8 protein-coding genes are annotated in these 12632 nt (G+C 72.8%); 5 read left to right on the forward strand and 3 right to left on the reverse strand.

Going from position 1 to position 12632, the window contains the following annotated elements; translation table 11 throughout:
* The first annotated feature begins 84 nt into the window (after window positions 1–84).
* Complete coding sequence (locus J3486_RS01855) at window positions 85–813, forward strand: VOC family protein (protein WP_207818126.1); 729 nt, start codon at window positions 85–87, stop codon at window positions 811–813.
* Between the two features lie 49 nt (window positions 814–862).
* Here the strand turns inward: J3486_RS01855 and J3486_RS01860 are convergent, their stop codons facing one another.
* Together J3486_RS01860 and J3486_RS01865 are read right to left on the reverse strand one after the other, a co-directional pair.
* Entirely contained in the window at window positions 863–3892 is a 3030-nt protein-coding gene (locus J3486_RS01860; protein WP_207818127.1) for a ricin-type beta-trefoil lectin domain protein, read from the reverse strand.
* 439 nt (window positions 3893–4331) lie between these two features.
* A complete protein-coding gene (locus J3486_RS01865; protein ID WP_307804655.1) occupies window positions 4332–4844 on the reverse strand; it encodes a TetR/AcrR family transcriptional regulator in 513 nt (170 codons plus the stop codon).
* Between the two features lie 238 nt (window positions 4845–5082).
* Between J3486_RS01865 and J3486_RS01870 the strand changes: the two genes are divergently transcribed.
* Both J3486_RS01870 and J3486_RS01875 read left to right on the forward strand, forming a co-directional pair.
* The gene (locus J3486_RS01870) at window positions 5083–6027 is read left to right on the forward strand and encodes an alpha/beta fold hydrolase (protein ID WP_207818128.1); all 945 of its coding nucleotides are present in this window, start codon (window positions 5083–5085) and stop codon (window positions 6025–6027) included.
* 105 nt (window positions 6028–6132) lie between these two features.
* Window positions 6133–6708: a TetR/AcrR family transcriptional regulator gene (locus J3486_RS01875; protein ID WP_207818129.1), complete on the forward strand. Its 576-nt coding sequence runs from the start codon at window positions 6133–6135 to the stop codon at window positions 6706–6708.
* Window positions 6709–6717: 9 nt separating this feature from the next.
* Here J3486_RS01875 and J3486_RS01880 read toward each other — a convergent pair whose 3' ends face one another.
* Entirely contained in the window at window positions 6718–8958 is a 2241-nt protein-coding gene (locus J3486_RS01880; protein ID WP_207818130.1) for a tetratricopeptide repeat protein, read from the reverse strand.
* 251 nt (window positions 8959–9209) lie between these two features.
* Here J3486_RS01880 and J3486_RS01885 point away from each other — a divergent pair, with 251 nt between their 5' ends.
* Window positions 9210–11510, forward strand: a complete 2301-nt coding sequence (locus J3486_RS01885) for a tetratricopeptide repeat protein (protein WP_207818131.1) — start codon at window positions 9210–9212, stop codon at window positions 11508–11510.
* On the forward strand, window positions 11507–12631 hold the full coding sequence (locus tag J3486_RS01890) for an FAD-binding oxidoreductase (protein WP_207818132.1): 1125 nt from the start codon (window positions 11507–11509) through the stop codon (window positions 12629–12631). The genes J3486_RS01885 and J3486_RS01890 overlap by 4 nt, the downstream gene beginning before the upstream one ends.
* Window position 12632: the final 1 nt, after the last annotated feature.

Genomic DNA, 12632 nt, shown 5'->3' on the forward strand with positions numbered 1-12632 from the left:
GGCCCGCACCTGCGCACCTAGGCTGCGCCTTCGGGGACGGCATGCGGCCGTCCCGACTGCCGAAGGACCGGAGACGCAACGGACATGACCAGCCGCCTGTTCGCCATCTGCTTCAACGCGCCCCGACCCGCGGACCTGGCCCGGTTCTGGTCCGGGCTCCTGGGATGGGAGCCGGACGGCGGACCCGGCGAAGGACCGGACGGCGGCGTCGTGCTGCTGCCCCCCGGCGGCACCGGATTCCGGCTGCGCTTCCTGCCGGGTCACGAGCCGAAGACCGTCCAGAACCGGGCGCACTTCGACCTGACGAGCGCCTCCCCGGAGGACCAGGAGCGGACGGTGGCCAGGGCCCTGGAGCTCGGCGGCCGGCACATCGACGTCGGCCAGCGCCCGGAAGAGGGGCACGTGGTGCTCGCCGACCCGGACGGCAACGAGTTGTGCGTCATCGAGGCGGGCAACAAGTTCCTCGCCGACACCGGTTTCATCGGGGCCCTGGCCTGTGACGGCACGCAGGAGGTCGGCTACTTCTGGAGCGCGGCCCTCGGCTGGCCCCTCGTGTGGGACCAGGACGAGGAGACCGCGATCCAGTCACCGGACGGCGGCACGAAGATCACGTGGGGCGGCCCTCCCGTCGCGCCGAAGGAGGGCACGAACAGGATCTCCTTCGAGCTGGTGCTCCCGGCCGAGGCCGCGGACCGGGAGGCGGAGATGGACCGTCTGGTCTCGCTCGGAGCCCGGCGCACCGGCCAGGACGCCGGCGGCCGGACCCTTTTTCTCGACCCCGACGGCAACGAATTCTTCGTGCGCCTGCCGTAGGAAGCACGCCTGCCGCGACCGGGGAGACCCGGCCGCGGCAGGCGCTTCGTCACAGGTCCACCCACTCCTGGGGCAGCGATGGTGTTCCGGTCGGGTCGTACGGGGTGAACAGCCACTGCTGGTTGAGGCCGTCCCCGCACGGATACAGGATCAGGTTGCCCACGTCCGGGTCGGTGGGCGCTCCCGCGACATCGATGCACTGGCTCGGGTCGGCGACGCTCTGCCAGTTCACCAGGTCGTTCTCCAACTGGACGGCACGCCATTCCTGGCTCGCCCGACCGGCTTCGCAGTCGGAGACCACCAGTTGCTGACCGGTGAGATCACTCGACCGTGCCGTGGAGCCGCCGAGGAAACCGAGACAGCGGTTGCTGTGGGTGCCCCGGAACATCGTGGTCTCACTGGACACCCAGTCGAGGTTCCAGCCCTGGTTGGAGCCGCCCCTGCGCTCGTACTGGCCCACGGTGGCGTTGTTGTCCGTGGAGTCCCCGATCACGTCCATGACGCCGCCGACGTGAAGGTTCTCCAGCGTGGCCCAACCCGTGCGCGAGTAGGACAGGTTGGCCGGGGCCGCGGTCTCCGAGATGGAGCCGCTCTGCGGTGTGAAGATCCACCGTTCGTCGGCGGTGCTCGGGGAGGCACATGCCTTCAGGACGACGTACTCGGCCTCCTCCTTCGGGTCACCGCGGGTGTCACCGACCATGCACAGACCGGTGTTGTTCATGCTGATGAGCCGGAACTCGCCGTCCCCCATGTACTGCGGGAACCAGCGCTGGTTCGTGCCGTCGGTGCAGTCACCCGTCACCACGACGCTCCCGACCACCGCGGGGTCGGCGGTCCCTAGGCAGCCCGAGAGGTTGCCGAGCCGGACGGAGCCGTCGGGCCACATGAGTACGCTGGTGCTCTGCGGCGGCGTGTGGTCGCGGACCGTCGTCGTCGCGATCGTGTCGCTGCCGCCGGTGAGCACACCGCCCGCGAGCATGTTCTCCAGCGCTCGGTTGCCGTCGAAGACGGGCACCCGTTCCGCGGCGGCCCGCAGCGCACCGAGGGCGACCGGCGCGTGGTCGCTGGGGTAACTGCGCGCGGGGTCGCTGAGCGGGAGCTCGGGGTTCGTCAGACGGTTGACCTGTACCCCGTTCACGGCGCCGGAGCTGACGAAGTAGTCCAGTTCGTTGCCGCTGCGCTGGGTCGACAGGCCGTTGCGGAAGATCGCGGCGCCCGCGGGCAGCGTGACGGACCCCTGCTGGAGGCTTTCGGGTGTGCGGTTGAAGTCCCCCATGGCGACCCAGTTCTCGCCCCGTGCGCGCCCGGACACGAAGTCGGCGATCTCGTGCACGATCAGGCCCGCGTCGGCACCACCGCCCGAGAGGGCGTGCAGGTTGAAGTACCAGGTGTCGCCGAACCGCAGGCCCAGTGTGGCCCGTGCCGTGCCGCCCTGCGGGCTGGCGATGGCGGCGACCTCGTCGGCCGCCCGCTCCGTCACGAAGGCGAGGTTGACCCGGCCGCCCCGGTACGTGGTCCGTCCGTCGCGACGGTACGCGTCGGTGTGCAGGAAGTAGACGTCCCGGTTGAGGGCGGTGTCACCGGAGCCGATGTGCCACTGGGTGTGGGTCACGATCCGGCCGAGCCCGTCCAGTCCCGTGCTCGGGTCCGGCACCTGGGCCGCCGGAAGTCTTTCGAAACTGGCGTTGTACTCCGGGTTCGCGAGGTTCCGCGTCGTCACCTGGAGCCCCGGCTCCAGGCCGTCGATGACGTGGTTGCCGCCGACGTCGTAGACGTTGAACTCGGTGTTGGGCGGCCGGACGGGATAGCTGGGGCCGGCCTCCTGGAGCGCCACGATCGGGGACTGCCGGGCCAGCCGGGCGACGGACACGGTCCACTTGGCCGCGTCGGTGCCGTCCGCGGCGCCCTGCATGTTCCAGGAGACGAGGGGAACGTCGCCGAGGTCGCGCGGGGTGACCGCCGGGGCGTTGGCCTGGACGTCCTTGCCGATCGCCTCCGTGTCCGTACCCGCGGCCGCCGCGGCGCTCAGCGCCTGCTTCGCCGACGTGGTGACACCGCCCGTCGGCTGCCGTACGACCGAGGAGATGACACCGTCGCCGCCGATGTAGAGACCGGGCGCCGACGGAGAGTGCTGGCCCTGTGGATCGGTGGTCCACGCCGGGTGCTCGTTCCAGCCGTCCTCGGCCAGCGTCGTGCCGCGGTTGACCCGGTAGAGAGTACGGCCGCCGTCGGCCAGCGTGGTGGTGCCGATCGCGCCCACCTGCATGACCTTGCCCGAGGCCGCGATCACCGGACGCCCGCTGATGGCGGGCGAGTCGGGGATCACCTTCCAGTCGTGGAAGCGCCAGTACGGGGGCGCGTCGATGCTGCTGGTGTACTCGATCCTGCTGTCCGCGTCGCGCCGCACCAGCCACAGGCCGTCGCCGAACGCCGCGATGCCGGGCGAGCTGGACGTGGTCGACCCCGCGATCTCCGTCGGGTGGTCGTCGGCGTCGAACGCGCCGTTCTCGATCGAGCCGAACATGATGTCGACGGTGTTGTCCGGGGTCGTCCAGGCGAAGACGAGCCGGCCGTCGAGCACCGTCATCGTCGGCGTCCCGATCGTCTTGACGTCGCCGCTCGTGGTTCCGGCCAGCGGCACCCACGGCACGAAGTCCCCGGGGGAGCGGCCGACGTCCCAGGTGACGTAGACGCGGTTGTCCGACGCGCCGCGGTGGGCGACGACGACGCCGTCCCGAAGACCGACGGCGCTCGGGGCGCTCGGCGAGGTCGCGGCGCCAGCCGTGGCGGAGAAGTCGGTGGCGGCCGTGTAGGTCGTCGTGCCCGACTCCTTGTGGGACCGGCCGACGACGAGCGTGTCGGTGGCCGTGCGCTCGACCACGTAGGTGTTGCCGCCGGTCGGAGCGACGGCCTGCGCGGGGGTGTCGACGGTCTTCGGCAGCCGGTAACCACCGTCGAGAGAAGCCCAGTTGGTCTCACCGGGCTGGGAGCCCGCCGCGGGGTCGTCGGCGGACGCGGGCACGGTCGGTACGACGCTCAGGAGGACTGCTCCCAGCACGGTGACCAGTGCTGCGACCAACGACCGCCTTCCGGCGGGGGGTTGGGCCTGCACGATGCGATTCCCTTCGCAAGGAGGAGTGAAGTGCGCGAGACATGCGCGATGCGGAACCGACCCTCTCACACGTTTCTCGATGGCGCACGAGAAACGTGTGAGTTTCGGACATGTGCAGGGTGTGCGCACGGTGGCGCGGACGGCCTGGTCGATGACGTCTGGGACGCGCCGGGTGTGCGAGACGGTAGCGGGGGGCGAGGCGGCGGTCCCGAAAGCCGTGGGCCTGGATCCTGCGCGCCGTCAGACGCTGCGCGGAGGCAGGGACGTCGAGGTCCTCGGTGATCGCCTACGCGGAGCACGCGCCGGGGAGCGAAGTCAGCGGCATCGGCTGCGGGTACGGCACGGTCGGCCTCGGTGCGTACGCGCCAGGTGCAAGAAGGTCACGGTGTGACGCAGGCCGGGCGGCTCAGGCGGAGCCCTTGGCGCCGACCCCGTGCAGCAACGTGTCGACAACCCGTGTGGCCAGGGCGTCCATGTCGGCGTCGGAGTCCGGCGCCTGAAGCGCGGCCTCGTGGATGAGTGCGTAGTAGACCCGTCGGACCCAGCCCAGATCGGCGTCGGCGGGCAGCAGCCCGGCGTCGCGGACGCGCGCGAAGAGCTGCTCGCACTGGACCAGAACGTCGTCGTGCACCCGTGCCACGTTCGGGTCGTCGGTCGGCAGGACGCCCATCGCGAAACCCCAGCCGATCTTCACGCGCAGCACGTTCGCCGTGACCTGGTACAGCGCGACGGCGGGCGGCGCCGTGGTCGGCCGGGCGGCCTGGACGGCGTCGTGGAACCGCTGCGTCGCCCACGCGGACAGCGCCCTGATCAGCGCGTCGCGCGAGGTGAACCGCCGGTGCACCGTGGTCCGCGCGACCCCCGCCGCCTCGGCGATCTGCTCCATCGTGGCCGCCGGATTCGCGGACAGGACGCGCACGACCGCGTAGGTGTGCCGTTCCGGCCCGTCGGTGACGGCCGGAACAGGGCGTGGTCGGCGCGGCCCCAACGGGCGGTGAACACAGACGGGTACGGGATACGTTCATCGGATCGCTCGCAGTGCGGGTGTGCACATGTGGCATTGTGTTGCGCACACGTATGCTCGGTGTGTCACCCGATGCGAAGCCCGGCGAACTCGCCGGTCTCCCCAAAGAGATCGCCCTCACCACGGAGGCCCGATGAACGCCATGACCACCATGAACGTCACCGACCCCCACACCGGCCTCGGCCCGGTGCGCCACGTGCGCACCGACGTCCTCGACATCGCCTACCACGCCGTCGGCCCGGCGCGGGGCCGGCCCGTACTCCTCCTGCACGGCTGGCCGTTCAGCCCGGTCGGCTCCTACGCCGAGGTGGCGCCCGCGCTCGCCCGCCGCGGGCACCGCTGCTACATCCCCTATCTGCGCGGCCACGGAGAGACCCGCTTCCTGAACGCGAACACCGTCAGGTCCGGCCAGCAGGCGGCGCTCGGCGCGGACCTCCTCGCGTTCATGGACGCGCTGGACATCCCCCGGGCCCTGTTCGCCGGGTACGACTGGGGCGGCCGCGCCGGTGACGTCGCCGCCGCCCTGTGGCCCGAGCGCTGCACCGGCCTCGTCTCCGTGAACGGCTATCTGATCCAGAACCTCGCCACCGCACAGAACCCGCTGGCCGCCCGACAGGAGGAGGGCTACTGGTACTTCTTCTACTTCGCCACCGAACGCGGCCGAAAGGGACTGCAACGCAATCGCGAGGACCTGGCCCGCGTCGTCTGGCACCGCAACTCGCCCCAATGGCGTTTCACCGAGGCCGAGTTCGCGCAGACGGCGACACTGTGGAGCAATCCCGATTACGTCGATGTCGTGATCCACGGCTACCGCCACCGCCTGGGCCTCGCCCCGGGCGATCCGGCGTACGACGAACTGGAGCGCCGCCTGCTGGAGCAGCCGAAGATCACCGTCCCCGCCGTCACCCTCGACGGCAGCGACGACGGCGTCCTCCCGCCCACCGACGGCAGCGGCTACGCACCGCACTTCGCCGGGCCGTGGACCCACCACATCGTCCCCGGCGCGGGGCACAACCTGCCCCAGGAACAGCCCGCCGCGTTCACCGCCGCCGTGCTCGAAGTCGCCGCGATGCCCTGAACCACCCGGGCCCACGCGCAGAGCGGGGCAGTCGATCGACTCATGCGCGCGGACGGCCGCCCTGTCACCGTTGACGGCGAACCGCACCGAGGAAAGGAAGCCGACGTGGCGCGTCGCCGTGAGTTCGACACCGACGTGGCGGTGGGGCGGGCCATGCGTCTGTTCCGCAGGCAGAGCTACCACGGCACCCCCATGCCCCAGGTGATGGCCCTGCTGGGCATCGGCAGCGGCAGCCTCTATGCGGCCTTCGGCTCGAAGGACGGTTTGTACGCGAGGGCCCTCGCACGCCACTGCGACGAGCTCGTCGCGGAGCTCGACCGGGGCATGAACACCGGCGCGGACGTCAGGACCGCGCTGCACACGTTCCTCACGGACGTGGTCGCGGCCGGTCTCGACGATCCGGAGCGGGGCTGCCTGCTCGTCAGGGCGGCGACCGAACGCACCGACCACGGCCCGACGGCGCAGCGGGTCGAAGAGACCATGGCCGCGGTGGAGTCCGTACTGACCGGCGCGCTGGAACAGGCACGGGCCCGCGGCGAACTGGGCGGCGGGCACAGCCCGGTGGAACTGGCCCGCTTCCTCACCACCTTCGTCCAGGGACTGCACGTCATGAGCAACGCCCGCGCCGACCGGGCCTTCCTGGAGTCCGCCGTCGCCGGTGCGCTGCGGGCCCTGGACTGAGGCCCCGCCTCACACGTCGGGCCCGGACAGCGCCTCGGCCTTGGCCCGCATCTGCGCGGCGCGCGCGACCCGCAGGGCACCGAGCAGCTCCGCCGACCGCAGCCAGCCGGCCCGCGCCCGCGCCGTGTCCCCGCGCTCCAGAAGAGCGGACGCCAGCAGGTCCCAGACCTCGGCCCGGCCGTAGTCGTCGAGCACCTCGCCGAACAGCCGCAACGAGGCCTCGTACGCGTCGACGGCCGCATCGAGTTCACCGAGACCCTGCCGGGCGACCCCCAGGGCCTGCCAGACGGCCGCCTCGAACCGCCGGTCACCGGCCGCGCGCAGCAGAGGGACGGCCTCCTCGCAGGTGGCGATGGCCTGCCGGTGCTCGCCCAGCCGGGCGAGGACCCAGCCGAGGTCGGCCAGGGCGCGCCCGACCTTGTCCGGTGCGTCGAGCGACCGGTAGAGCGCCAGGGCGTTGCGCGCGTGCGCACACGACTCCACGAGGCGGTCCTGACGGTCACGCAGCCAGCCGACGTTCAGCTCGGCGCGCGCCCGCAGGGCGGCGGGCAGCCGGGGCAGATGCGCGAGGAGAACGGCGGTCGGTTCGTCGGCGTCGTCCGGGTGCCCCAGCTCGATCAGCGCGCGCCCCAGATTCGCGCAACTCCTGACCACACCCGTCGGGTCGTCGAGGGCGAGCGCCGCCTCCAGCGCGACGCCCTGCGCAGCGATCAACTCGGTCCAGCGGCCCGCCACCGCGTTGTAGCCCACCCACTCCAGGGCGAGATCGAGAAGATGGCGCCGCAGCCGCGGATCGGCCAGATGCCGCAGTGCCGCGGCCGTCGTCGACTCCTCCCGGGCGTACCAGTCCAGGGCCTCGGCGCGGCTGCCGACCACGACACGGGCCACGCCCTCGGCCGCCGCGCCCGGCGGATCGTCCTTGTAGCGGGACACGAAAAGCCCCGCCGTGTAAGCGTTGTGGCGCAGATAGTCCAAAAGCCTCATCTCGGCGGCCGTCCGGTCGTCCCCCTCCTGCTCGACGAGCTCGACACCGTACGCGCGCACCAGGTCGTGCAGGACGTACCGGCCGTCCGCGTCCTGCGCGAGCAGGCTCGCGGCGGTCAGCTCCCGCAGATGGCGACGGACCGGCGCCACCTCGATCCCCACGAGCGAGGCCGCGGCCTCCACGGACGTGGCCGGTCCCGGGTGCAGTGCCACGTGCCGGAAGACCCGTGCCGTCGCGGCGGGCAGGGCCCGGTACGACCAGGAGAAGACGGCCCGGACGTCCGCGCGCCGGTCGTCCGCCGACAGCGCGTCGAGCCGTGCCTCCGCCAGCTCACGCACCGCCCGCCGCAGCGACAGCTCCGGGCTCGCGCTCAACTGGGCACCGATCACGGCGACCGCCAGCGGCAGCCGCCCGCACAACTCCACCAGGTCCACGGCCGCCTCGGGTTCGGCGCGGCACCGCTCGCCGCCGATCCGCGCGGCCAGCGCCGTCACCGCCTCGTCCCGCCCCCACACGTCGAGACCGATCAGCGTGGCGCCCTCGGTCGCGGCGAGCCCCGAGAGCCGGTTGCGGGACGTCACGATGGTCAGGGACGCCGCGGAGGCGGGCAGCAGCGGCCTGACCTGCTCGGCGTCGCGCGCGTTGTCCAGCAGCACGATCAGCCGCTTCGACACCGTCAGCTGCCGGAACAGGGCACTGCGCTCGTCGGTGGCGCGCGGCAGCTCCCCGCTGGGCGTGCCGAGCGCGGTGAGGAAGGTACCGAGCGCCTCGTTCGGATCCAGCGGCCGCCGGGTGTCCTCGAACCCGCGCAGATTCACGTACAGCTGGCCGTCCGGGAACCGGTCCGCGACCTGGTGCGCCCAGTGCACCGCCAACGTCGTCTTGCCGACGCCCGCCATGCCGCCGATCGCCGCGATCACGCCGGGCCCGGCCCCCTCCACGACCGGTGACACGACACCGTGCACCGTCGCCAGCGCCTGGCGGCGGCCGCGGAACAGGGCCAGATCGGGCGGCAGTTGGCGGGGCGCGGACGCGGGCCGGCGCGCCGACGCCGCCTTGGTCATGCGGCGTCGCGCCTCCTCGTCCAGGCCGAGCGCGTCCAGCAGCTCGCCCAGCGTCGCCCGCCGCGGCAGGCTCCTGCCCCGCTCCATGTCGCTGATGGCGCGGGCACTGACCCCGGACGTCTCCGCGAGGCCCTCCAAAGTCAGCAAGGAATGCTGCCGCGCCTCACGCAGCAGTGCGCCGAACGACGTCCCTGTCTCCATCCCCACCTCCGGCCGGTGCCCAGTTCCGGCGGGCACAAGGTATCCGCAGAGCGCCGCACACCGGCACGGCGTCTCAGCCGGTGAGCCCGCGTGCGCAGCCGCGGGCGGTCGCTCGCCCTCCGGCAGGGGCGAGTTCACGCCGTACCGGCGGCAGGAACAGGAACGGTCGATCCAGAACTGTTACTTTTACGTTTTTCCGCAGTGGCGGTGGCTCGTGGGAGCGGGCCGGCGCGGTGCCTGGCTGGGTGGGGATGGACAAGAGCACGTTCGGCCTTCTGTTGCGCGAGGCGCGACAGCGCTCCCTGCTGACCCTGGAAGGGCTCGCCGAGGCGTCCGGGGTCAGCGTCCGGGCCATCAGCGACATGGAGCGGGGCAAGAGCCTGCCCCGCCAGAACACACTGGGCGAGCTGCTCGACGCGCTCGGCCTGGACGAGGAGGCGCGGCGCCGCTTCGTGCAGCGGGCTACGGCCCCCGCGGGCGCGCCGCGGACCGGCGCGCCCCGCCAACTGCCCCCGGATCTCGTGGTGTTCCGCGGGCGCACGGACGCGCTGACCGCGGCCCGGGGCGTCACCGACCAGGTCGCCGCCGACGGCGGACACGTCGTCGTCTGCGCGATCGGCGGCATGGCGGGCGTGGGCAAGACGGCGCTCGCCGTGCACTGGGCGCACCAGGTCGCGGACCGCTTCCCGGACGGCCAGCTGTACGTGAATCTGCGCGGGTTCGACCCGTCGGGGCCGCCCCTCGACCCCGGCGAGGCCCTCGGCGGATTCCTCCGCGCCCTGGGCGTGCCCAGCAGCGACCTGCCCGCCGGCACGGAGGAGCGTGCCGCGCTGTTCCGGCAGCGGACCGCGGCCCTGCGCCTCGTCGTCGTCCTCGACAACGCAGGTGACTCCGCGCAGGTGCGGCCCCTGCTGCCGGCCTCCGCCGGCAGTCTGACCCTGGTCACCTCACGGGACCAGCTCTCCGGACTCGCGGCGGTGGAGGGCGCCGCGATGTTCCGGCTCGACGTGTGGACACCGGCGGAGGCGCGGGCCGCCCTGGAGGCCCGGATCGGCGAGGAGCGCTGCCGGGCGGAACCTGAGGCCGTCGCCGAACTCGCCGAACTGTGCGGGAACCTGCCCCTGGCGATCGCCGTGGTGGGCGCCCAGTTGAGCGCCGAGCCCAAGATGCGACTCGCCCTAGGCGTCCGGGAGTTGAGGCAGACGCGGCCCCGGCTCGACGCGCTCTCGACGGACGACCGGCGCGTCGACGTCCGCGCCGTCTTCTCCTGGTCCTACCGGGCGCTCACCCCGGACACCGCCCGGCTCTTCCGGCACCTGTCGGTCCACCCCGGGCCGACGGTCTCCGCCGAAGCCGCCGCGTCCCTCGCGGGTGTGCCCCTGCCGGTGGCCCGCCGCCACCTGCGGGAGCTCACCGCGGCCAGCCTGCTGTCCCGGGACGCCGACGGCCGCTACGTCCTGCACGACCTGGTCCGCGAATACGCCCGCGAACTCCTCGCCCAGGAACGTGACGACGCCCCGGCCGCCCGCGCCCGCCTCCTCGACTACCTGTCCCACAACGCGCACCGCGCGAACGAGTTCGTCGCCCACCTCGTCCCCGAACCGGACGTGCCGCCCGTCGACGGAGTCGTCGAGGTCGCGCTCGACAACCGCGCCGAGGCGCTGGACTGGTTCCGCCAGGAGGAGTCGACCGTGGGCGCCGCCGCGCGCGCCACCGACGACCCGCGCCTGCTGGAGCACCGCGTGCGCCTCACCCTGGAGTGGGTCAGCCACAACGTGACGTCGGGCCGCTGGTCCGAGGAGACCGAGATGGCACGCCTCGGCCTCGACGCGGCGCTCGCGCTCGACGACGGGGTGTCCGTCGGGAAGATCCGTTCGGTGCTGGCCAGAAGCCTCATCGAGACCGGACGCGTCGCCGAGGCCGACGAGGTGATCGACCTCATGCTGGCGCAGCTGGCGGAGCTGCCGCCGGACACACGGGCCCGCCTGGAGCGGGAGATCGGCTTCTTCCGCATCCGCGAGGGCCGCTTCGACGAGGCCCTGCGCCACGCCCGTACGAACCTTGCCCTGCACCGGGAGGCGGGACGACTCGACGGCATCGCGAGCGGACTGAGCAACGTGGGCTGGGTGCTCGCCCACCTCGGCGCGTACCAGGAGGCGATCGACACCTGCGAGGAGGCGATACCCCTGCTGCGCGAGGTCGGCGACCTGCGGTTCGAGGCGGGAGCCTGGCAGGGGATCGGCTACGCCCGCCAGGGACTCGGCGACCTCGACGCGGCCGTCGCCGGCTACGAGAGATCACGGGCACTGTTCGCCGAACTCCTCGACGACTACAGCCAGGCGGGCGTCCTCGACCATCTGGCCACCGTGCAGGTGGAGTCGGGCGACACGGAACGGGCAAGGGAGAACTGGATGCGCGCGGCCGAACTGCTCGACACCCTGCGCACGGTGGCGGCCGCGGAGATGCGGGCGAAGGCGCGGGCCCTGCCGCGACCGGTCGACCGGCCCGGCGGCGGCGAGCCCGAGGAGGCCGACCGAGAGGGGCACAGGTGAGCACCGGATCCGGCGAACGGCCGAAGCGCGTAGCCGTCATCGGCGTGGGCGTCCTCGGCGCCAGTACGGGCTGGAACCTGGCCCGGCGCGGCGTCCGCGTCGTCCTCGTCGACGCGGGGCGGCCGGGCGAAGGCGTCACCGACTGGTCCTTCTCGTGGGTCAACGCCTCCAACAAGACGGTGAGCAGGGCCTATTACGAGCTGAACATCGCGGGCATGGCCGAGCACCGCGCGCTCGCCGCGGCCGTCGGGCCCGGCGCGTGGTGGCATCCGAGCGGCCATCTGCGCTGGGCGGACGACCCCGATGCGCAGGCCGCGCACCTGAGGACGGCCGAACTGCTCGCCGACCGGGGCTACCGGGTCGAGACGCTCACGGGCGCCGACGTGCGCCGCCGCCTCGAACCCGCCGTCGACGTGCCCGACGGGACGCCCGTGCTGCACTACCCGGACGAGGCGTGGGTGCACGGCCGCCGACTCGTCGGCAGCCTGGTCGAGGAGGCCGTCGCGTCCGGCGCCGAACTCCGCCGCGACACCGCGGCCGACGCGATCGTCACCGGCGCGGACGGGAGCGTACGCGGCGTCCACCTGGCCGACGGGAGCCGCCTCGACGTCGACGCCGTCGTGAACGCGGCGGGCCCCCACGCCACCCGCGTCGCCGGGTTCGTCGCACGCGACCTGCCGATGCGCAGGGAACCCGGCGCCGTCACCCGCCTGCACTGCGACCGGGTGCCGGTCCACCGGGCCATGCACGCGCCGCACGTCGAGATCCGCCCCGACGGCGACACGTCCGTCGTGCTCCACAGCCGCGAGACCGACGCCCTCATCGACAGCGGCGCCGCACCGGCGGACCTCGCACGGCACCTGCACACGGCGGCCCGGCAGGTCGTACCCGCACTCGGCGCCGCCCGCATCACCCGCACCCGGATCGCCCACCGGCCCGTACCCGTCGACGGATTCCCCTCCGTGGGAGCGGTGCCGGACGTCCCCGGCTACTACGAGGCCGTCACCCACAGCGGCATCACCCTCGGCCCGGTCGTCGGCCGGCTGCTCGCCGCGGAGATCGTGGACGGCGAGCGCCACGTCCTGCTCAAGGACTTCCGGGCGGAGCGGTTCGCGGAGTGAA

This window comes from Streptomyces sp. VRA16 Mangrove soil, assembly GCF_017377775.1.
Taxonomy (GTDB): domain Bacteria; phylum Actinomycetota; class Actinomycetes; order Streptomycetales; family Streptomycetaceae; genus Streptomyces.

Excerpts from the sequence above, each read along its gene's own strand:
- J3486_RS01855 (WP_207818126.1), top strand. The coding sequence starts at position 85 with ATGACCAGCCGCCTGTTCGCCATCTGCTTCAACGCGCCCCGACCCGCG.
- J3486_RS01880 (WP_207818130.1), bottom strand. The coding sequence starts at position 8,958 with ATGGAGACAGGGACGTCGTTCGGCGCACTGCTGCGTGAGGCGCGGCAG.
- J3486_RS01885 (WP_207818131.1), top strand. The coding sequence starts at position 9,210 with ATGGACAAGAGCACGTTCGGCCTTCTGTTGCGCGAGGCGCGACAGCGC.
- J3486_RS01870 (WP_207818128.1), top strand. The coding sequence starts at position 5,083 with ATGAACGCCATGACCACCATGAACGTCACCGACCCCCACACCGGCCTC.